The organism is Flavobacterium sp. RNTU_13 (assembly GCF_046614455.1).
Classification (GTDB): Bacteria; Bacteroidota; Bacteroidia; order Flavobacteriales; family Flavobacteriaceae; genus Flavobacterium.
This window is the reverse complement of the sequence record NZ_JBKJHB010000003.1, coordinates 136,587-159,234: the sequence shown is the minus strand read 5'-3', so window position 1 is coordinate 159,234 and position 22,648 is coordinate 136,587. Positions and strand designations below refer to the sequence as shown.

At 42.0% G+C, this 22,648-nt stretch carries 14 protein-coding genes; 12 read left to right on the top strand and 2 right to left on the bottom strand.

Annotated elements, in window-relative coordinates; all coding sequences use genetic code 11:
• Window positions 1-66 precede the first annotated feature (66 nt).
• The 5 genes from tsaD to ACLI08_RS08895 all read left to right on the top strand — a co-directional run bounded on the left by tsaD (window position 67) and on the right by ACLI08_RS08895 (window position 4,919).
• The gene (gene tsaD / locus ACLI08_RS08915) at window positions 67-1,089 is read left to right on the top strand and encodes a tRNA (adenosine(37)-N6)-threonylcarbamoyltransferase complex transferase subunit TsaD (RefSeq protein ID WP_411428135.1); all 1,023 of its coding nucleotides are present in this window, start codon (window positions 67-69) and stop codon (window positions 1,087-1,089) included.
• A complete protein-coding gene (locus tag ACLI08_RS08910) occupies window positions 1,089-1,793 on the top strand; it encodes a 16S rRNA (uracil(1498)-N(3))-methyltransferase (RefSeq protein WP_411428134.1) in 705 nt (234 codons plus the stop codon). Before tsaD ends, ACLI08_RS08910 begins: the two co-directional genes overlap by 1 nt.
• Window positions 1,794-1,850: 57 nt before the next feature.
• On the top strand, window positions 1,851-2,489 hold the full coding sequence (locus tag ACLI08_RS08905) for a DUF4159 domain-containing protein (protein ID WP_411428133.1): 639 nt from the start codon (window positions 1,851-1,853) through the stop codon (window positions 2,487-2,489).
• Window positions 2,490-2,658: 169 nt separating this feature from the next.
• Entirely contained in the window at window positions 2,659-3,741 is a 1,083-nt protein-coding gene (locus tag ACLI08_RS08900; RefSeq protein WP_411428132.1) for an AI-2E family transporter, read from the top strand.
• A gap of 2 nt (window positions 3,742-3,743) precedes the next feature.
• Window positions 3,744-4,919 carry a THUMP-like domain-containing protein gene (locus ACLI08_RS08895; RefSeq protein WP_411428131.1) on the top strand — a complete coding sequence of 392 codons (1,176 nt, stop codon included), beginning with the start codon at window positions 3,744-3,746 and terminating at the stop codon, window positions 4,917-4,919.
• 76 nt (window positions 4,920-4,995) lie between these two features.
• On the opposite strand, the gene ACLI08_RS08890 is transcribed toward ACLI08_RS08895, so the two are convergent.
• Both ACLI08_RS08890 and ACLI08_RS08885 read right to left on the bottom strand, forming a co-directional pair.
• Window positions 4,996-5,943, bottom strand: coding sequence for a phosphoribosylaminoimidazolesuccinocarboxamide synthase (locus ACLI08_RS08890; RefSeq protein ID WP_411428130.1), 948 nt, complete (start codon window positions 5,941-5,943; stop codon window positions 4,996-4,998).
• A gap of 597 nt (window positions 5,944-6,540) precedes the next feature.
• The gene (locus tag ACLI08_RS08885; protein ID WP_411428129.1) at window positions 6,541-7,488 is read right to left on the bottom strand and encodes a PhoH family protein; all 948 of its coding nucleotides are present in this window, start codon (window positions 7,486-7,488) and stop codon (window positions 6,541-6,543) included.
• A 101-nt stretch (window positions 7,489-7,589) separates the two neighbouring features.
• On the opposite strand from ACLI08_RS08885, the gene ACLI08_RS08880 reads away from it, so the two are divergent.
• From ACLI08_RS08880 to ACLI08_RS08850, 7 genes are all read left to right on the top strand, one after another.
• A complete protein-coding gene (locus tag ACLI08_RS08880; RefSeq protein WP_411428128.1) occupies window positions 7,590-8,420 on the top strand; it encodes an S-adenosyl-l-methionine hydroxide adenosyltransferase family protein in 831 nt (276 codons plus the stop codon).
• A gap of 47 nt (window positions 8,421-8,467) precedes the next feature.
• On the top strand, window positions 8,468-8,764 hold the full coding sequence (locus ACLI08_RS08875; RefSeq protein WP_411428127.1) for a putative quinol monooxygenase: 297 nt from the start codon (window positions 8,468-8,470) through the stop codon (window positions 8,762-8,764).
• An 80-nt stretch (window positions 8,765-8,844) separates the two neighbouring features.
• Window positions 8,845-9,570: a gliding motility-associated ABC transporter permease subunit GldF gene (gene gldF / locus ACLI08_RS08870; RefSeq protein WP_411428126.1), complete on the top strand. Its 726-nt coding sequence runs from the start codon at window positions 8,845-8,847 to the stop codon at window positions 9,568-9,570.
• Window positions 9,570-11,378, top strand: a complete 1,809-nt coding sequence (gene gldG, locus ACLI08_RS08865) for a gliding motility-associated ABC transporter substrate-binding protein GldG (RefSeq protein ID WP_411428125.1) — start codon at window positions 9,570-9,572, stop codon at window positions 11,376-11,378. Before gldF ends, gldG begins: the two co-directional genes overlap by 1 nt.
• 97 nt (window positions 11,379-11,475) lie before the next feature.
• Window positions 11,476-12,594, top strand: a complete 1,119-nt coding sequence (gene dnaN / locus ACLI08_RS08860; protein WP_411428124.1) for a DNA polymerase III subunit beta — start codon at window positions 11,476-11,478, stop codon at window positions 12,592-12,594.
• A gap of 244 nt (window positions 12,595-12,838) precedes the next feature.
• Window positions 12,839-18,874 (top strand): choice-of-anchor J domain-containing protein, encoded by a 6,036-nt coding sequence (locus ACLI08_RS08855; RefSeq protein ID WP_411428123.1) that lies wholly within the window; start codon window positions 12,839-12,841, stop codon window positions 18,872-18,874.
• Window positions 18,875-19,061: 187 nt separating this feature from the next.
• Window positions 19,062-22,529 (top strand): gliding motility-associated C-terminal domain-containing protein, encoded by a 3,468-nt coding sequence (locus ACLI08_RS08850; protein ID WP_411428122.1) that lies wholly within the window; start codon window positions 19,062-19,064, stop codon window positions 22,527-22,529.
• Window positions 22,530-22,648: the final 119 nt, after the last annotated feature.

The following is a 22,648-nucleotide window of genomic DNA, read 5'->3' as shown; positions in this document are numbered from 1 at the left end:
AGGAATTTTTACAGTTGGTTATCCTGCTTTAACCCTTTTTTATAAACTCAAAATCTATACCGCTTTATGGCAGAAAATGCCTCATACATACTGGCAATAGAAAGTTCTTGCGACGATACCGCCGCAGCTGTATTGCTTAACGATAAAGTACTGAGTAATGTTGTGGCGCGCCAGCACGTTCATGAAGAATATGGTGGCGTAGTACCAGAGCTCGCCAGCCGCGCCCATCAGCAAAACATAGTGCCGGTTGTAGACGTGGCACTAAGCAAGGCCGGAATAAAGAAGAGCCAGCTCTGCGCGGTGGCCTTTACACAGGGGCCGGGTCTTATGGGCAGCCTGCTGGTAGGTACATCATTTGCAAAATCGCTTTCAATGGCACTAAATGTGCCGCTTATTGCGGTAAACCACATGCAGGCACACATATTGGCACATTTTATTGCAGAAGAAGGGTATGATAAGCCTACTTTTCCGTTCCTGGCTATGACCATAAGCGGCGGGCATACTCAAATTGTACGCGTAGACAGTTACTTTAGCATGGAGGTTATTGGCGAAACTACAGACGATGCAGTAGGCGAAGCATTTGATAAAAGTGCCAAAATTCTTGGCCTGCCCTATCCAGGAGGGCCGCTTATAGACAAATACGCGCAAACGGGTAACCAAAAAGCTTTTCCGTTTACCAAACCACAAGTGCCGGGGCTTAACTTCAGCTTTAGCGGGCTAAAAACCCAAATTCTTTATTTCATTCAGAAAAACCTTGAGAAAGATGCTGACTTTGTAAAGAATAATATGGAGGATATTTGCGCCTCTATACAGTATACCATAATCAACATACTTATGGATAAACTAAAAATGGCGGTTAAGGAAACCGGTATTACCCAGGTAGCTATTGGAGGTGGTGTTTCAGCAAATAGTGGTATTAGGAATACACTTAAAGCGGCCGAGAAAAAGTATGGTTGGAAAACCTACATCCCAAAATTTGAATACACTACAGATAATGCCGCAATGATAGGCATTGTAGGCTACCACAAATATTTAGAACAGCAATTTAACGACCAAAGTGTAACCAGCAAAGCCCGAATAGAACTATAATGCAGTTATTTTTCGCACCAGATATTAAACCTGAAGACAAATCATTTGTTTTTGGCAAGGAAGAAAGCCGCCATATTGTAAAGGTACTTCGCAAAAAAGACGGCGATACCATTTATATAACTAATGGTAAAGGCTGGTTGTTTACGTCTTCCATAACATTTGCTACAGAAAAACGATGCGAGGTAACACTCAATTCCTCTTCATACACAGAGGCAATGCCATATAGGCTACATTTGGTAGTGGCTCCTACAAAAATGAACGACCGCTACGAATGGTTCCTGGAAAAAGCGGTAGAAATAGGCATAAGCGAAATAACACCCATTATTTGCGAACATAGCGAACGTACGGTTTTTAAAGCCGAACGTTTTGAGAAAATAATACAGAGCGCTATGAAACAATCGTTACAATACCATATGCCGGTATTAAACGAACCTGTAGCGTTTAACCAGTTTGTAAAGCAACAACACGAGGGCAAACTGTTTATAGCCCACTGCGAGGAAACGGATAAAAAACTCCTTAAAACCGAACTGGCTCCAAAAGAAAGCCAAACCATACTTATAGGCCCGGAAGGTGATTTTTCTACCAAAGAAATCGAACTGGCATTATCATTGGGCTACATTCCGGTGTCATTAGGAAATACACGCCTGCGTACCGAAACCGCTGCTGTGGTAGCAGCGCACAGTGTGGCGTTTGTTAATGAGTAACGAAATATAATTTTTCTGGTTCCGTTTACTATATTTACAGTAAAACAAAGCGATTAAATGAAAAAACTCCTTTATATACTCATTGCTTTACCCCTGTTCGCTTCGGCTCAGGAAATAGCGGTTTTAAAATACTCCGGGGGTGGCGACTGGTATGGTAACCCTACCGCCTTGCCTAACCTGGCCAAATTTTGTAACCAGAACATCGGCACAAAAATTAATACAAAGACTGCGGTGGTTGAGGCCGGTAGCCCTGATTTATTTTCATACGCATTTGTACACATGACGGGGCATGGAAACGTTGTATTTAGCGACAATGACATAACCAACCTGCACAACTACTTAACATCGGGTGGTTTTTTGCATATTGACGATAACTACGGTATGGATCAGTACATACGCCGCGAAATAAAACGCATTTTCCCTGATAAAGAGCTGATACGCATACCTGCCAGCCATGAAATTTTTAAAGGGCCGTTTGTATTTTCTCAGGGTCTACCAAAAATACACGAACACGATGGTAAAGCGCCTGATGGATGGGGTATTTTTGTAGAAGGAAGGCTTGTACTGCTGTACACCCACGAAACGGATTTAGGAGATGGTTGGGAAGATGCTGAAGTGCACAATGACCCTGCCGACGTACGTACGAAAGCACTTAAAATGGGTGCAAACATCCTAAACTATGCGTTTAAGTTTTAGGCTGATGTAAGCCAAGCACATCTTATTTTATTTGGTCGATCATTTATTCATTAAATCGCAAAATCGCGGTTTTATCAACACCCTTAAACTCTTAATCTTATATTAAAGCCGACAGCTTTAGTAAAAATTTTCATACTTTCGGGGTACCAGAAAACCTAAAATTTAACGTATGGTAACCAGTAAAACTATTGCCAACGGACTGCTAAGAGCCGTTGCAATTTTGGCAGGAGTATTTGTACTGCTCATGTTTTTGTACAGTATACAAACCGTTCTCATCTACCTTTTTGTTGCGCTGATTTTAAGCCTTGTGGCTACACCCATTGTACGATTTCTTGAACAGAAACTCAAGTTTCCGCACGTACTTGCTGTGGTGGCAACACTTGTTTTTTTCCTGTTGTTATTGGTGGGATTTATGATGCTGTTTGTTCCTCTTATAGCTACACAAAGCGAAAACCTTTCATTACTGGATACGCACAAACTAGAGGCTGACATTAATAGCCTTATAGCACAGGTAGACAACTATTTTGGCATAGATACCCAAAAGATGATTAAGGAATCTAAGCTTACCTCTAAAATCAACTTTAATGTAATACCCATGTTCTTAAATTCGATATTGGGGGTACTAAGTGGTTTTGGTATGGGGCTGGCTTCGGTAATGTTTATTACATTCTTCTTCCTTAAAGACCGTAAACTATTTACCCGCAGTGCCCGCGTGTTACTTCCGGATGAACACGAAGAAAAGGTACTTAGTTCACTGGATAAAGTAAACAATATGCTTGGTAAGTATTTCATAGGCCTTATATTACAAATGACATCTTTATTTATAATGTACCTTATTGTGCTGCTTATTTTTGGTGTACAAAATGCGCTTGTAATAGCTCTAATAACAGCTTTCCTGAATATTATACCGTATATTGGCCCTATTATTTCCACTGTGTTGGTGGTTATTTTAACCCTACTGGGGCATATAGGCCCGGAAGCACAGGGCGACATGTTTTCTACTACGCTTTACGTATTTATAGGATATTGCGCTGCCCAGTTTATAGACAATAACATAACATCGCCACTTATTTTTAGCAGCAGCACAAATTCGCATCCACTGGAAATTTTTATCGTGGTACTTATAAGTGGGTTTACTTTTGGTATATTGGGTATGATAATAGCCATACCTTTGTATACATCGCTAAAAGTTATTGCCAAAGAATTTTTTCCTGAAAACCCTGTTGTAAAAATACTTACTAAAGACCTGTAACATTGTTCACTGCCCTACTGCAACCCGAAGTACAAACATTTATACGCCAGCATCAAAATGATGATGTAACAAAACTTGCCTTGCAAAAAAATCCGTTTCCGCACCTGCCCTTGCCCGAAATACTGAACCAAATAGCCGCCAGGCAAAAGGCTAAGGATAAACTGCCCACATGGTTCAATACAGAAGGCGTACTGTATCCATCGAGAATTTCGGTGGAGCAAACATCTTCTGAAATTGCAGCAAAATATAAAGCGGCGCTGGTTAGTGGAAGCAGCCTGATTGATCTTACAGGCGGTTTCGGGATAGATGACTTTTATTTCGCTAAAAAGTTGCCACGTGTAGCACACTGCGAAATGAACCTGGAACTCTCTGCAATTGCAAAACATAATTTTGACGTGCTGGGCGCGCAGAATATTAGGTGTATTCCCGGCGACAGTTACGAGGCACTTACAACACTAAACGAACAATGGGACTGGCTTTATATAGATCCTTCCCGCAGGAATGATGCCAAAGGAAAAGTATTTATGCTTGCCGATTGCCTGCCAAACGTACCCGAATTGCTAAACTTCTATTTCGGGTTTACAAAAAATATAATGATTAAAACCGCTCCCCTGCTGGATATATCTGCAGGGCTGTCTGAGTTACATTCGGTAAAGACTATCCATATAGTAGCGGTTAACAACGAGGTAAAAGAATTGCTTTGGATACTTGAAAAAGGCTTTAAAAGTGCACCTATGCTTGTGGCAGCCGACCTAACCTGGAACGGGGAAAAAATATTTGAGTCACAATATGCGCAAGATAGCGTACCTACACTAAGCCACCCTAAGAAGTATTTATACGAGCCAAACAGTGCGATAATGAAATCCGGGGCTTTTAGTGCTTTAGGAAATCATTACAACCTGGCAAAGTTACACCTGCATTCGCAACTCTTTACCGCTGATGAAAGTATTGATTTCCCCGGAAGAAGATTTGAAATACAGCACGTACTACCGTACTCTAAACCGGAAATGAAACAGTATATTGAGGGAAAGAAAATGAATATAACCGTAAGGAACTTCCCTTTAAAAACAGAGGAACTGCAAAAAAAGTGGAAAATTAAAGACGGTGGAGATGTGTACACGTTTTTTACAACCAATAAAGAGGGCGAAAAAACAGTTTTGATCTGCAGGAAAGTTTAAGTAAAAAAGCCACAAATTACACTAATTAGCACTAAACATCATTACTGTAATTTGTGTAATTTGTGGCTTAGAGAAATTATTTATTCAAAAACGCCAATACGTTTTTTTCTATTCGGGTATTGATATCAGATATATCTGCCTTGGCAAACTTTTCTCCAATAATATTTTCAAACAACTCTATGTAACGCTCAGAAACGCTGTTTACATATTCGTCAGTCATTTCAGGGATTTGCTGCCCTTCTTTACCTTGGAAACCATTGGCAATAAGCCATTGGCGTACAAACTCCTTACTTAGTTGCTTTTGCTGTTCGCCTTTATTTTGACGCTCCTGGTAGCCTTCCGAATAAAAATAACGCGAAGAATCAGGCGTATGGATTTCGTCTATCAGTACTATTTTACCATCTTTTGTTTTACCAAATTCATATTTGGTATCCACCAGTATAAGTCCGCGCGAAGCGGCTATCTCTGTACCACGCTGAAACAGCGCACGGGTATATTTTTCAAGCACCAGGTAATCTTCCTCGCTCACAATACCCTTAGTTAGGATATCTTCACGGCTGATATCAGTATCGTGCTCTCCATTATCTGCTTTGGTTGTGGGAGTAATTATAGGCGATGGAAACTTATCGTTTTCCTTAAGCCCTTCTACCAGCTCCACACCACAAAGTACACGCTTACCGGCAGCGTACTCACGGGCGGCATGCCCACTAAGGTACCCTCGGATAACCATTTCAACTTTAAACGGTTCGCAAACGTGGCCTACGGCAACGTTCGGGTCTGGGGTATCCAGCAGCCAGTTTGGCACAATATCTTCAGTAAGGCGCATAAACTTGGTAGCAATCTGGTTCAGGATTTGCCCTTTGTAGGGGATACCTTTAGGCAGTACCACATCAAAAGCACTAAGCCTGTCTGTAGCTACCATAACCAGCAGCTCATCGTTTATATTGTAAACCTCGCGCACTTTACCGCGGTATACTGATTTTTGCCCGGGGAAATTAAAATCTGTTGTTGTGATGGTGTTCATCGTGTTGTGTGTTGTTTAGTATGAAAGTGCAAAAATAAGAAAGTTATTTAATCATATTATGTTTTCTTTTAGCGGTAGTAGCATACCTTATTGCAAAACCAATGTTTGCAAACAAAACCAACACAAATAACATAGGTACCCAAGTAAATGTAGTGAAAGTATAACAGTAATCCGGAAAGAGGATAATCGGAAATAATGGAACTACTAAACAAAGATTCAAAATTGACAACACTTTACTTACTGTAGCTCTACAAAGCAGTAAAATGAAATATGCCAAAATGTACAATAACAGACAAAGTAAAGATATTAGAGGTAGATAATTAATTATATTCCATCCCCAACCTACGGTCTTACTAACTCCATAGGTAGAAAAACTTCCTACACTATTTACAACAACTAAAAGTAACAAAACCAAAAGTATCGAAATCACGAAAAAATACAACAGACCCAAAAGAGGGCCTGAAGGTTTTGAGAAATTAATCATCTGATATTTTTAATGGTTGGCTAAAATTGAGATTGCCAAGCTACATTGCATTTCGTTCGTAATGACAGTTAGCGTGACACTTTTAGACTTTCGACTTTAATACTTTCGACCGGCTACCCCTGGTGCTCCAACCTCTTGTATGCCTCAATAACTTTTTTCACAAGGCGGTGGCGTACTACATCTTTATCGTCAAGGTAAATAATACCAATACCTTCTACATCTTTTAAAACAAGTAATGCCTCTTTAAGCCCGCTTGTGGTACTACGTGGCAGGTCTATCTGTCCCGGGTCGCCGGTAATCATAAACTTGGCATTCTTACCCATACGCGTAAGGAACATCTTCATTTGGTTGTGGGTGGTGTTCTGTGCCTCATCTAGTATTACAAATGCGTTATCCAGCGTACGACCGCGCATAAAGGCAAGTGGCGCTATTTGTATTATCCCTTTTAGTATATAATCTTCAAGTTTTTCGGGCGGAAGCATATCACGCAGGGCATCATAAAGCGGCTGCATATAAGGATCCAGCTTCTCCTTCATATCCCCCGGAAGGAAACCAAGGTTCTCACCTGCTTCTACCGCCGGGCGGGTAAGTATTATACGTTTTACCTGTTTTTCTTTTAGCGCCTTTACCGCCAGTGCTACCCCCGTATAGGTTTTACCCGTACCGGCAGGGCCCACAGCAAAAACCATATCATTCTTAGCCATGTAGTCAACCAGTTTCTGCTGGTTTTCGGTCATGGCCTTAATCAGCTTACCTCCCAGGCCATGCACCAGTATCTTATCGCTGGGTTTCATGTGCTCAGTATTGGCATCGCTGCTTATAACACGGTCTATGACATTATCATCTATGCTGTTAAAGCGGGTAAAGTGAAGCATTAGCCTTTTAAACCTTATTTCAAACTCATCCAGGAGTTCTTTCTCGCCAAATGCTTTAAGCGTAGAACCCCTTGCTACAATTTTCAGTTTAGGATAATATTTCTTAATGGTTTCCAGGTGGGCGTCCTGCGCGCCCCAGAAATCCTTAGGCGCTATGTCTGTAAGTTCAATAATTCTTTCGTTCAAGCAAGTATGTTTTTGATTAGAATTTATAGCTCAAATATTAGTAGCTTTGCACTCAAAAATAGTGAAATTTTAATCGCGGTTTTAATAAAGTTTTACAAAAAATGCCCATAATTACCCTTACAACTGATTTTGGCCTGTGCGACCACTATGTGGGCGCCCTTAAGGGTAAGCTTATATCGGGCTGTGCTACAGTAAGCATAGTAGATATATCGCATAATGTAGACTTGTTTAATATACCGCAGGCCAGCTATATTGTAGGCGCCGCATGGAGTAGCTTTCCGGCAGGCACCGTACACCTGATAGGTGTAGATGCAGAAATGAGCGCCGAAAACCTGCACGTAGCCATTAAATGGCACGACCACTATTTTATTGCAGCAGATAACGGCATCCTTACCCTGCTAACCCAGCCCGATACCCCCGATGAAATTGTAACGATAAACCTGCACAGTACGCTGCCGGAAAATAGCAGCGCTATGGATGTATTTTGCAAAGTAGCCTGTCATTTGGCAAACGGGGGCATGCTTACAGAAATAGGTACACCTGCAGAAGCGCTTATGCCAATGTATGATATGAATCCTGTGGTGGCTACAGACAACAATAGTATACGGGGTAACGTTATCTATATAGATCACTTTGGGAACTGCGTTACCAACATACACAGGGAAATGTTAACGGCTGTAGCACAGGGGCGCGACCTTGAAGTAACGTATGGCGCAAGAGGACAAATTAAGGGGATAAAAAAAGGCTATGCCGACTTTAACCTGAACGAACGTTTTTCTTTAAAGAACTACGAAGGCGAAAAGATGGCGGTGTTTAACGAGGCCGGATTTTTAGAAATTGCGGTATTCAGGAGTAATCCCCACACCGTGGGCTCAGCTAAAACCCTGCTGGGTTTAAAGTACCGGGATGTGGTAAATGTTGTTTTTAAATAAGACCATCAGATTTAGTGAGTGTATCTGAAAACCAAAATAAAAACTGTATGTTTGTACGCATTGTAAAAATGACCTTTCAGGAGGATAAAGTGAGTGAATTCCTTCAAAATTTTAACAGCGTAAAAGATAAAATCCGAAACGTAAACGGATGCCGCCTGCTGGAGCTGTACAGGGATAAAGACAACCCTTCGGTATTTTTTACCTACAGCTACTGGGAACGCGAACAAGACCTGGAAAACTACAGGTTATCAGAACTTTTTACAGGTGTCTGGGCGGTTACAAAACCGCTTTTTGCACAAAAAGCCGAAGCATGGAGTGTAGATAAACTTGTAAGCATGGAATAATTTCAGTACGAAGATACGTGACCTGGCAGAAAACACAACCTTATACCTGAAACTGTAAACAAATAAAGAACTAAACATTAATGAAAGCACTGCTTTTACGGGAAATCAAATCCTTTTTCGGTTCGCCAATAGGATATTTGGTAATCGCGATTTTTTTGTTACTCAACGGGCTTTTCCTTTGGGTGTTTGATAACGGCTTTAACATACTGAATAGTGGATTTGCCGACATGGGACCGTTTTTTACCCTTTCTCCGTGGATCCTTATATTCCTTATACCGGCAGTAACCATGCGCAGCTTTTCAGACGAAAAGAAACAGGGCACACTGGAACTTCTTTTTACCAAACCGCTAAGTGTTTGGGAAATTGTAAACGGGAAATTCCTGGGGGCGTTTATACTAATTGTACTGGCTTTACTACCTACCCTAATTTATGTATCGGTGTTATCGCATTTTGGTAATCCACAAGGGAATATAGATATGGGTAGTACAATGGGCTCCTATTTTGGATTGCTGTTCCTTATAGCGGGTTATACCGCTGTAGGCATTTTTAGCTCTACCCTTTCAGAAAACCAGATTGTAGCTTTTATAATTGCTGTATTTCTGTGTTTTGTGCTGTATTTCGGCTTCGAGGGTGTTTCGGCACTATTTGGCGCTAACTCAGGCATCGTAGCAAAAATAGGCATGGATTATCACTTTAAAAGCATGAGCCGCGGCGTTATAGATACGCGCGATGTGCTGTACTTTGCCAGTATTGCCATACTGTTTTTATCTTTTACAGTGTACAAACTTAAATCGCTTAAATGGTAATGGAAACAGGTAAAAATCAAATACGCAAACAGCTACTGGTAACCATTGCGGCACTTATAGTAATCAATGTAGCCGGTTCATTTTTATTTAAACGCTTCGACCTTACTTCAGATAAGCGCTATACGCTGTCTGACGCATCATTAAAACTGGTAGAATCGGTAGACGAGCCGCTTTATATAGATGTGTTCCTTGAAGGGGAATTCCCCGGAGAGTTTAAAAGGCTACAGGATGAGACACGACAACTACTGCGAGAATTCGCATCGTATAACGGCGACATAAAGTTTACGTTTGTTAACCCGCTTGATGAATCAGAGAGTAGTGCCGAGACTAAAAAAGACATTATTTACAATGTTTTTAAAATGGACACGCCTTACCTTACCGCTAAAGACTATGCCGAAGCACGTAAGAGTATAGATAACATAAAAGATGTAGATAAAGCTGTTTTTGAAACGCTGAGCAGATCTGGTATGAAACCGGCAAGCATAAGTGTTAACGATAAAGGCAAGCAAAGCGAAAGTCTTATATTCCCATGGGCTATAGCTACATATAAAGGTAAAACGGTAAAGATACCGCTGCTTAAAAATATGCGCAGTGCCAGTACTGCCGAAAAAGTAGAAAGTTCTGTACAGCACCTTGAATATGCCTTTGCCGATGCTTTCAACAAAATTACATCAGACAAGCAGAAGAAAATCGTAATGCTTCAGGGCAATGGCGAACTTCCGGGACAGTACATGGCCAGCTTCATAAAGTCGCTGCGCGAAAGCTACCACATAGGCCCTTTTACGCTGGATTCTGTTAGCAAAAATCCGCAAAAGACTCTGAAAGACCTTCAGCAATACGACCTTGCCATTATAGCAAAACCTACCCAGGCATTTACCGAGGAAGAAAAAGAAGTTTTAGACCAATATATTGTTAACGGTGGTAAAACACTTTGGTTGCTGGATGCAGTACAGGCCGATATGGACAGCCTGTATGCAAACAACGGCGTAACCCCTGCCCTACCTCGTAACCTTAACCTTAACGATATGCTGTTTAAGTACGGTGTACGTATAAACCCTGATCTTATAAAAGATGAAATGGGTACACCGCTAAAACTGGCTACGGGCGACAGAGGTAACGGAACCGACTACCAGCAATATATGTGGCGTTTTGCACCGTTTGCGTTTCCAGACTCTATTAACAAAAACCCTATTGTTAAAAATTTAAATGGGATAAAACTGGATATTGCAAGCCCCATAGATACGCTTAAAAACGGCATTAAAAAGAATGTGTTACTTACATCTTCACGCTACTCGAAAAAAGTAGGTACTCCTACTGCTTTAAGGCTGGATATGGTAGCCGAGGAAACATCGCCTACAGATTATAAAGAAGGTGGATTTTTACCTATGGCTGTATTGCTTGAAGGTAAGTTTACATCTATGTACGAAAACAGGATATTACCTTTCAAAGATAATGCGTACAAAACACAAGGTAAAGATAACAAGATGATTGTAATATCTGATGGTGACATAGCACGCAACCAGGTGGACAAAAATGGAGAGCCGCTTGAGCTTGGGTACGACAAATGGACAGAACAGTTCTATGATAATAAAGACTTTTTAATGAACTGCGTTAACTATCTGCTGGACGACAACGGACTCATTAACGTACGCGCCAAAGACGTAAGCCTGCCAATGCTTAATACGCAAAAGGTATATGAAAATTATACTAACGCCGAGATTATTACCGTAGGGCTTCCACTACTTATTTTAGTACTGTTCGGGGTACTGTTTACATGGTTACGTAAAAGGGCGTATACAAAAGCATAAAGCTCCAAGGGTTGAAAAAAAATTTTCAGTATTAATTGCTTTACGATATATTTGCTATCCGTTATTGTAACGGTAAAAAACAAAAACTACAACTGCGATGAAATTTATAGTATCGAGTACATATTTGCTTAAACAACTTCAGGTGTTAAATGGGGTTATAAACAGTAATAACACCCTACCCATACTGGATAACTTTTTGTTTGAACTGAATAACAACGAGTTAAAAGTATCGGCTTCAGACCTGGAAACTACCATGACAGCCACCCTTGAGATTGAATCACAAAGTGTGGGCAGCGTGGCTGTACCGGCTAAACTACTACTCGAAACACTTAAAACTTTCCCGGAGCAGCCACTTACATTTACTGTAGAAGATAATAATACAGTAGAGATAAGCTCTAATTCGGGTAAATATGCGCTGGCTTATGCTGCGGGAGACGAATTTCCTAAAGCCGTTAGCTTAGACGATCCTTCGTCTACCATTGTACCAGCAGAGGTATTGGCAACGGCCATAAGCAAAACTATTTTTGCCGCCGGTAATGACGATCTTCGTCCGGTAATGTCTGGTGTATTTTTCCAGTTTTCGCCACAAGGCCTTATTTTTGTAGCTACCGATGCGCACAAACTTGTAAAGTACGCTCGTACTGATGTTACAGCATCTCAGGTGGCCGACTTTATTATGCCTAAAAAGCCATTGAACATCCTAAAAGGGATACTGGCAGCTTCAAATGCTGAGGTAACTATAGAGTATAACGATGCAAATGCCACGTTTACCTTTGATAACTACGTACTTACCTGCCGACTTATAGACGGAAAATACCCTAACTATGAAGCGGTAATTCCTAAAGAAAACCCTAATAAACTACTTATAAGCAGAACTCAGTTCTTTAGTTCAGTACGTCGTGTGGCCATTTTTAGTAACAAAACCACACACCAGATTCGCCTTAAAATAGCAGGTACCGAACTAAACATTTCTGCTGAAGATATCGATTACAGCAACAAAGCAGAAGAAAGGTTAACCTGCGACTACCAGGGAGACGATATGCAGATAGGATTTAATTCGCGTTTCCTTACCGAGATGCTTACAAACCTACAGAGCGATGAAATAATGCTGGAGATGTCATTACCAAACCGGGCAGGAATTTTAACCCCTGTAGACGGTTTAGACGAAGGTGAAACCGTAACGATGCTGGTAATGCCGGTAATGCTTAATAACTAAGCAAAAAAATAAAACATTTTAAACAAACCCCTGTAGTTTTATAACTACAGGGGTTTTTGTTTTGTAGTAAAAAAGCACTTTTTAATCGTTTACAAATAAAATATAACTTCTGTGATTAAAATTGTTTGATTTCTGAAAATCAAACAATTTTTTAATATATACACCAAAGTATCTTTATCAATTTTGATAATTTTAGAAGCTAAATATTATATGACTTCTTATGAAAAAATTTACTTTGATCTTTATGCTCCTAATTTCCTTACGAAGTTTTGCCCAGCTTCCGCTGCAGGACTTTGAAGGAACATGGACACCACTTACCGGAACTAGCGGCCCGGCCGGACCAAGCGGCTGGTACATTAGAAACGAACGTGGACCTATACAAAAATGGGGACAGGTAAACAGTACAGTACAGCCTGTGCATTCGGGCAATAATGCAGCATACATTAATAGAGAAAATGTAGTTGACGGCACTACTACCGAAGACTGGCTTATAACCCCTGCTTTTAACGTACCGAATAATGCACAATTAAAGTTTTGGTCGAGTTTAACACTTGATGGAGACCAAAGTACTATTTATAAGATTTTCATAGGTACAGACCCTACAAACATTAGTACCTTCACTGAAATACAAACATGGAACGAGCTGGATCTAAACCCGGTTCAGACCACATATACTGAAAAAATTGTAAATATACCCGCCACCTATACTAACCAGTCGCTTTACATTGCGTTTGTAATGCAGGGTGATAACGGTGACCGTTGGCTTGTAGACGACGTTCAGGTTTCAGAACTGTGTGTAGCACCCGCTAACCTTTCTGCAAATGCTTTAAGTACTTCGGCTACTTTTAACTGGACCGGATCTTCTGCAGGATATGAGGTAGAGGTTGTGCCATTTAATACTACTCCCACAGGAACAGGCACCCAGATAAACACCACCACTTATACAACACCTGCCACGCTAACACCATCTACGGCATACAGTGTTTATGTACGTGGTGTTTGCGGAGCAAATAACACCAGCGCGTGGACAGGGCCGGTAAACTTTACCACCACACAAATACCGGCAAACCTTAACTTTACAGACAATTTTGAAACACTACCGTCTCAATGGAGCCTTGTAAACGGCACCCAAACAAACCAGTGGTACATTGGCGCCCCGGGCGCAAACAGTGGAACTAACGGTCTTTTTATTTCTAACACCGGCGGTACTACAAATAACTATAGTACAGGTAGTGCCTCTGTGGTACATGCTTACAGAGACATTTTAATTCCTGCAAACGCAGACCAGGCCAATCTTTCATTTAACTGGCGAAGCTACGGTGAAACTTCGGATGTTGTTAGTGTATGGCTGGTACCTGCAAGCTATACTCCGGTTGCCGGTACACGAACAAGTGCCGCAAATAGCGGAGGAATACAAGTAGGCGGAACACTGCAGCTAAACGGAAGCTGGAGCACTTCTAATACAGTAGTAAATATCGCACCTTATGCAGGTACCGTAAGGCGTCTGATTTTTGAATGGAGAAATGACCTTGGCGGGGGGCTTCAGACTCCTGCAGCGTTAGATAATATAAACTTATCTATCATTACATGCCCAAGCCCATCTAACCTTACTTTGGTTAGCGCTAATCAAAACTCGGCTAATATAACATGGACAGCACCGGCAAGCGTTTCGCCAACATACGATTTTTACTTTTCTACAATAAACACTGCACCTACGGCAGGCACATCGCCTACGGCTAACGTTCCTACTGCTAACTTGCCTTTAAACTCGTTATCTCCACTTACTACTTACTATGTTTGGGTTAGAAGTAACTGCGGCAGCGGCGATACCAGTACGTGGACGGGGCCATTGCAATTTACAACCACACAAGTTCCGGCAACATTAACCTACAACCAGGACTTTGAAGGAACCACAAACTTTAGCTTTACAAATGTAAACGCTAACGCAAATAACTGGGTTGTAGGTACAGCAACGGCAAACAGCGGTACAAAATCTTTATACGTTAGTAACGATAACGGTACTACAAACGCTTATGCAAGTGTGGCCGGAACAGTAATACACGCTTTTAGAGATGTACTGATACCGGCAGGGACTAATGAAATAGGTGTTTCATTTAACTGGAAAGCTCAAGGTGAAAACAACTCAGACTATATGAGGGTTTGGCTGGTGCCAAGCACTTTTACTCCGGTAGGAGGTACACAAATTACCACTGCAAATAGTGGGGGAACACAAGTTGGAGGAAATTTTGGGCTGAACAATGCCTGGAGTACCTACAACAACAACGTAAGTTCTACAGCTTTTGCCGGTAGGATTTGCAGGGTAGTATTTGAATGGAATAATAATGGTTTTACTACAAACCAGCCACCGGCAGCTGTAGATAACTTAAATATACAAGCTGTTACCTGCCCAAGGCCAACAGCACTTACAGCAAACGCAGAAGGAACAACCGCTTACCTAAGCTGGACCCCTGGCGGAACCGAAACACAATGGGAGGTTTATGTAACACCTGCTACAGGCGGCACTGTACCAACTGCTGCAACATTAGGCACGCCGGCTAACACTAATGTAAATTTCCCGTATAGCCCACTTGCCCCTGTAACCACATACAATTACTATGTAAGAGCAGTATGTAGCAGTACAGATAAAAGTTTATGGGTAGGGCCAAACAGTTTTACAACTCCGGTTGTAAATGACAACTGTAGCGGCGCAATTTCGCTTACTGTAAGCCCTAACGAAACATGTACATCTCCTGTAAGCGGTACGTTTCTAGGTGCATATCCTTCTCCTGCTACTTTACCGGCATGTAGTGGCATTTCCGGGCCAGACGTTTGGTACAAGTTTACCGCTACAAATTCATCAAACATTGTTTCACTGTCAAATATAGGGCCTGTAGCCGGCAATAACGCGCCGAATCCTACGCGCCCACTGGTAATTAGTGTTTACGAAAACGCATGTGATAACCTTACCCCTATTGGCTGCTCTATCCAAAACTACCTTCGTGTAAAGGATTTAGTACCGGGACAGGAATACTTTGTACGTATTTCTCAAGACTCTGCAACCCCAGCCACCGGATTTACTTACAGCATTTGTGTTTCAACGCCTCCACCGCCTACAGCAGGTAACGCATCGGAGTGTTTAATAACAACTATTAATCCTAGTTTTGAAAACCCTGTGTGGGCAAACCCAACAAATAACCCGAATCCTATTTTCTACAGTGATAACCAGATTCAGGGTTGGAAAACTACTGCAAATGACCATGTAATGGAGTTTTGGCCTACAAATACAGAAAATGTACCGGCCTATGATGGCGTTCAGTTCATAGAAATCAACGCAAACATTAATCAAGGTGTTATGGGTATATACCAAGACTTCCCTACACCTTCTCCAACAACGTTTACCATAAAATTTGCTCACCGAGGCCGCCGTGGTACAGACGTAATGGAAATCCTTGCAGGTGATGCATCTCAATCGCCATCAACCTACACTACGAGGGTGGGTAACCGTACATTTAGTACCGGAAACAGTGCCTGGGTTTATTATGGCGCTGACAACAGCATTACATATACCGTACCGGCAGGACAAACCGTAACCCGCTTTTTCTTTAAGGCAGTGTCTACCGCTACAGGAGACACCAGTATTGGTAATTTCCTGGATGCTATTACTTTTACAGCCGATAACAGTATAATTACAACAAGTCCGGTTGCTGCAAACTGTACTAACAACGTAGTTAGTATAAATGCCAGGGGCGACGGTAACTGGGTAGCACATACGGACAACCCTTCTGCAACAACCATTGCTAATACACGTGCTAATAATACAACTATTAGCGGTTTCTCTGTTCCTGGTGTTTACCTTTATGACTGGGTAACCTCTTACTGTACCAGTACGCTGACTGTAAATTATACAGCACCGGTAATTGCACTACCTACCACAACACAAGATACATATACATATTGCGTGGGCCAATCAGCCACTACACTATCTGCAACGGCTGATACAGGGTTTACCCTTCACTGGTACGACGTAGCAAGTGGTGGTACAGAACTTACCGCTGCACCTACACCGAGTACCGCTACAGCCGGAACATTTATGTACTATGTAAGCCAGTCTAACGGTACATGTGAAGGAGCACGACTACCATTTACCATAACGGTTAACGCGGTTCCTAACGCGCCAGTGGGCAGTAACGTGGTATACTGTCAAAACACTACTGCTACCCCACTTACAGCAACAGCAGATTCAGGAAATACGCTACACTGGTATACTTCCGCAAACGGCGGAACTGAGTTGGCATCAGCTCCTACGCCTGATACCTCTGTAACAGGAAGTACAAACTACTATGTGAGTCAGAAATCGGCGGCGGGTTGCGAAAGCGCAAGAACTACAATTAACGTAACGGTAAACGCTCCTGCCACACAGCCAACCGCATTTACACTTCCGTCAGAGGCATGTATTGCAGGTACAAACCCACAGGCCTCACTAAACACAGGTACAACTACAGGCGGTACATTTACATCTTCTGATCCGACGCGTTTAGTAATTGACCCTGTAACCGGAATAATAAACCTTGCTGCAAGTACTGCGGGTACATATGATGTAATTTACACAGTACAGGCAGACGCAGCAAATTGCCTTGCACTTAGCTCATCGAGAAATCAAATTGTTATAAAAGCACTTAATCCGGCTGATGTAGCGTTTACCTATGCTACTGTATGTGAAACAAGTGCAAACATTTTCCCGGTACCTGCATCTGCTGCCACGTTTACTACGGGCGGTACTTATACCCCAAGCTCTAGCGCTCTTGTTATAAATCCTTCAACAGGAGAGATAAATATAGCTGCGAGCACACCAGGTGACTACACCGTAACCTATAGCGTTACTGCTAACAGCACTAACTGTACAAATGCAGCCGTAAGTGCAGCAATCCCTGTAACTATAAAACAGCTTAGTGTACCAAACACAATATACAGCTACAATCCGGTTTGCGGACTTGCAACAACACTTACTCCTCAAACCGATCCAGGTTTTGTAAGAGGTGGTACATTTAGCACCACTGCTGCTGCAGGGCTACTAAGCATTAATCCGGTTAACGGAGAAATTGACTTAACAACAAGCACTCCGGGAACGTATACGGTATTTTATAATCTGCCTCAGGATAATGTTAACTGTATAGCAGCCGCAATAAATATTCCGGCTACCGTAATAATAACAGCTCCTACGGTACCGATAACACAATTTAATTACAGCAGCACAAGTGTTTGTTCATCAACAACAGCTAATCTAACTGTACAGGAATTTACTGGCTTTACTCGTGGAGGAACGTTTGGCTACACGCAGGGAAGCGGACTTGCCATTAATACAACCGCGGGAAGTATAGACGTAGCAAACAGTACACCGGGTACATACGATGTGTTTTACACCGTGCTATCAGACGTGACCAACTGTATTGCCGGTGCAACAAGTACCCCTGTAAGAATAACTATTGTACCTACAACTACTCCGGAGGTAGGATTTACTTACGAAACCAATTACTGCTACGGCACTGGTACTGTTACACCATTTACAAATCCAGGTTTTAACACCACGGGTACCTTTACCGTAACAGGCGGTTTAAGTATTAACGCCACAACCGGTCAGCTTTCATTGGCAAATGCAACTCCGGGATCTTATACTGTAGCGTATACAGTAGCAGCAGATCCTTCAAATTGTGCGCTTGGAAATACCACATCATTTACATTTAACCTTGCTGGCGAAATTGAGTTTGCTGTGGATGGTGCATGTGAAGGGCCTAGCTTTATAATAAGTACTACACCTGTAAACAATTCGTTTAATGATGCGGCTGCTTCTTATGAATGGACAACAGCCTCAGGAGTTACCGTAGGTGACAACTCAGAGAACTTTAACGTAAGCAAATACATACAGACCATTAATAACCCTGTTTACCCGATGGTGTTTAACGTAAAAGTTACTGTAGGCAACTGTACAAAAACACTTCCGTACACGGTAGATGGAATTACATGTCAGATTCAACGTGGTATTTCCCCTAGCGGAACTGCAGGACTTAATGACAATTTTGACTTAAGCGGATTCGGTGTTAAAAAAATATCAATCTTTAACCGTTACGGAAAAGAAGTTTACAGCAAAACAAATTATGTAAACGAATGGCACGGACAAACCAGCAATGGCGATGAGCTGCCTACCGGAACATATTTCTATATGATTGACAGTGAATCAGCCGGACAGAAAACCGGATGGATTTATATAAACAGAGCACTGTAATTTCTGACACAACTACACCAAAAGACCCTCTTACGAGGGTCTTTTTTTGTTGGGCAAAAAGTGTTAAAATTGCTAATTAATAATTTTATAAACATCTGTGTATAATTTTGTTGAAAATGAAACAAAACGTTTCGCTACATTTGCCAAAATTTTAATCTCATTTTTGATGTTAGAAAAACTACCGAAAATGATAAAGCAACCAGCTATTATCATCGCCTTATTATCATTTTTACTACCTGTAGTTACAAATGCTCAGGTGTATAAACACGAATTTGATACAGCGCCAACTAGTGGCAACCCTACGTATAACGTAGCGCCAACAATCCTTGATGCGAATCTTAGTAATTCCATCTGGACAAACTCCCTGGGCGACTGGACCAGTTTCACAAGAGGCACAGGACGAGCCATAGGTCTTACCGACTCATCAGGTAACCCGGTTATTACACTTACGTTTACCGTGGCACCACAAAAGCAACTGGAAATTACAGCCTTCGATTTTTGGAGGCAACGCAGTAACTCTGGTGCTCAAAACTGGTCGCTTGCCATTAACGGTACAGCTGTAGGAAACGGAAGCGTACCTACATCAGGTGCGGCAATAGGCAATACTCCCGTAAGTACAGCTGTTGCGGGATTAACCGGTAACGTAACTGTAACTTTAACACTTAGTGGTGCATCAGGGTCAGGAACATTCCGCTTAGATGACTTTACACTCTTTGGTACCGTAACTTCAACCTGTACGGCACCCGTTATATCTTCTGTACTGCCTGTTTCAGGTCCTGTAGGAACCGTTGTTACCATAAACGGTAGCGGATTTTCGGCAGGTACAGGAACATCGTCCGTGTTGTTTAACGGCGTAGCTGCCAGTTCCTTTACAGTAGTGTCAGATACCCAGATAAAGGCAGTTGCCCCGGTTTCGGCTACAGGAACGATTAAAGTAACAACAAATAACTGTACAGGCGAATCAACCTTTAGCTACACCTATCTTACAAACAACTGCCCGGGTGTAGGCACTGCTACAGATTTATTTATTTCAGAAATTTATGATGATCAGGCGGGTGAAGGCGGTGCTGTTGAGTTTTACAACGGTACAGCAGCTACTATAGATCTTTCTCAATATACACTAGAGCGTTATGGTAATATAGGCGACGCCACTCCGGCATCCACCTTTACCCTTTCGGGTATGCTTGCTCCGGGCCAAATATACATTGCTACCAGAAGTAATGGCCTTACCTGTACAGTTACAACACCTTTAAGAGGCGAACTGCCTGAAGGTTTTAATGATAATGACGAATTTAAACTGCTTAAAAACGGCTCGCTTATAGACCGTGTAGAGATGCCGAACAACAGGGGTTATTCTATGTATCGCCTTAATACGGCAGTTCCACTGCCAAACCCTGTTTACAACGTAGCGGACTGGACAATAAGTAACACTGAAACCTGTGCAGACCTTGGTATTTACAATATGCCTACTACGCCACAGGCTTCTATTACTACACAACCGCAAAGTACTGCTGTGTGCAACAACAGTCAGGCGGTATTTACGGCTGTAGTACAAAACGCAACCGGCTATACTTACCAATGGAAAACATTAGACAGCACAGGAAACTGGGTAAACGTTACTAATGACGCTACCTATAGCGGCGCGCAAATAGCAACGCTAACAGTAAATGTAGTTAATGCTTTAAACGGAAAACAATACTACCTTGAGGTAACTTCGGCAACATGTACACTTATCAGTAATGCAGCCCAGCTTACGGTTAACCCTAGCCCAACTGTACCTGCTTTTACAACAACTCCTGTAACGTGTTTAATTCCTTTGTCTATATTAACCGTAACGCCTACAGCCGGCCTGCAATTTAGCTTGGACGGTACTAACTTTGTTACCACTAATATTTTCATTAATCTTACTGCTGGTTCTTACACACTATACGTAAAAGACATAAACGGTTGTATAAACAGTACGCCATTTACCATAGCTCCTGCCGCTACTGGCCCTGCTGCACCAACGTATACTGCAACAACGCTGACGTGTAACAACCCAACGGCTACTATTACCGTAGACCCTGTAGCCGGTCTTGAGTACAGTATAGACGGTACTAATTTTAGCTCTAATAATATATTCAACGGACTTACCGCAGATACGTACACAATTACCGTGCGCAATGCTAACGGATGTACTAACAGCACTCCGGTTACCATTGCACCAGCAGCGGCTGGCCCTTCAGTACCTACATATACCGCTACTGCCCTATCTTGTACAGTTTCAACAGCTACTATAACAGTAGACCCTATTGCAGGACTTGAGTACAGCATAGACGGTACCAACTTTACAACAAATAACGTATTTACCGGTCTTGCTGCTAACATCTATACTATTACCGTACGTAATGCAGATGGATGTACTAACAGTACCAGTCCGTTTGTTATTGCTCCAGCTCCGGCAACTCCGGCTGTACCTACCTACAGTGCTACTACAATAGCTTGTGGTACAACAACGGCAACCATTACAGTTGATCCTGTTGCAGGACTTGAATACAGCATTGATGGTATTAACTTTGGCAACAACAATGTATTTAGCGGACTTACTGCAAATACTTACACAATTACAGTGCGAAATGCAGCAGGATGTAGAAACAGTGTTCCTGTAACAATTGCTCCAGGCCCATCAACTCCGGCAACACCAATCTATAGTGCTACTACCCTTTCTTGCGCAGTAGCCACTGCTACAATTACGGTTGACCCTGTTGCAGGACTGGAATACAGCATAGACGGAACTAACTTTAGCAGCAATAACGTATTTAGTAACTTATCTGCAAATACCTATACAATTACGGTGCGCAATGCTGCTGGCTGTACAAACAGCACACCGGTTACTATTGCTCCTGCTACACCGGGACCGGCTGTACCTGCGTATAATGTTAGCACTATAAACTGTGCTAACGATACTGCTACCATTAATGTAACCCAAGTAGCCGGACTGGAATACAGTCTTAACGGAGGTGCTTTTACTACTAACCCTGTATTTAGTGGCCTTAATGCCGGAAACTACGAGGTAACAGTAAAAAATGCTCTGGGATGTACTAACACCACAGGTAACATAACGATTGCACCAGCACCGGCACTGCCAGTATTTGAAACATTTGAGGGATGTGCAACTTCTACCGCAGGCAGGCATTTTATGTTTGAACTAACTTCTGAAGGTGCATTTGATTTCAACACGCTTAACTACCAGTGGAAAACCGCAAACGGTGCTACTGTTTCTACAGATGGTCCAGAGTTTGATGTTACAAAATATGCTAATGATAACAATATTAGTGTTTTCCCTATAACACTACAACTTACCATCACTACAGCACAAGGTTGTACTGCTTCTTACAATTTTGAGGCTGCCGGTACTGCCTGCGACATACCAAGGGGTATATCGCCAAATGGTGACAACCGTAACGATGAGTTTGATCTTGCCGGTTTTAATGTAGAAAAACTTACCATATTTAACCGTTACGGACTGGAAGTATACCATAAAACAAACTACACCAACGAGTGGCACGGGCAAACCGACAACGGAGACGAGCTACCTACAGGTACGTATTTCTATATGGTTAAAACCGCAACCGAATCAAAAACCGGATGGGTTTATATCAACAGGCCTCAGTAAATTTTCTTACTAATATAATTTTAAAAGCTCTGCTAATGCAGGGCTTTTTTTATAAAGTAATGTTAAGTAACACATATTAAACCATGGTTACGGTAATGGGTTTGTAACTTTAAAAAAAT

Bases quoted from the DNA above. Each gene is read 5' to 3' on its own strand.
- ACLI08_RS08855 (WP_411428123.1), top strand. From the start codon at position 12,839: ATGCTCCTAATTTCCTTACGAAGTTTTGCCCAGCTTCCGCTGCAGGAC.
- ACLI08_RS08875 (WP_411428127.1), top strand. From the start codon at position 8,468: ATGTTTGTACGCATTGTAAAAATGACCTTTCAGGAGGATAAAGTGAGT.
- ACLI08_RS08890 (WP_411428130.1), bottom strand. From the start codon at position 5,943: ATGAACACCATCACAACAACAGATTTTAATTTCCCCGGGCAAAAATCA.
- ACLI08_RS08900 (WP_411428132.1), top strand. From the start codon at position 2,659: ATGGTAACCAGTAAAACTATTGCCAACGGACTGCTAAGAGCCGTTGCA.
- dnaN (WP_411428124.1), top strand. From the start codon at position 11,476: ATGAAATTTATAGTATCGAGTACATATTTGCTTAAACAACTTCAGGTG.
- gldG (WP_411428125.1), top strand. From the start codon at position 9,570: ATGGAAACAGGTAAAAATCAAATACGCAAACAGCTACTGGTAACCATT.
- ACLI08_RS08910 (WP_411428134.1), top strand. From the start codon at position 1,089: ATGCAGTTATTTTTCGCACCAGATATTAAACCTGAAGACAAATCATTT.
- ACLI08_RS08880 (WP_411428128.1), top strand. From the start codon at position 7,590: ATGCCCATAATTACCCTTACAACTGATTTTGGCCTGTGCGACCACTAT.
- tsaD (WP_411428135.1), top strand. From the start codon at position 67: ATGGCAGAAAATGCCTCATACATACTGGCAATAGAAAGTTCTTGCGAC.
- ACLI08_RS08850 (WP_411428122.1), top strand. From the start codon at position 19,062: ATGATAAAGCAACCAGCTATTATCATCGCCTTATTATCATTTTTACTA.
- ACLI08_RS08905 (WP_411428133.1), top strand. From the start codon at position 1,851: ATGAAAAAACTCCTTTATATACTCATTGCTTTACCCCTGTTCGCTTCG.
- gldF (WP_411428126.1), top strand. From the start codon at position 8,845: ATGAAAGCACTGCTTTTACGGGAAATCAAATCCTTTTTCGGTTCGCCA.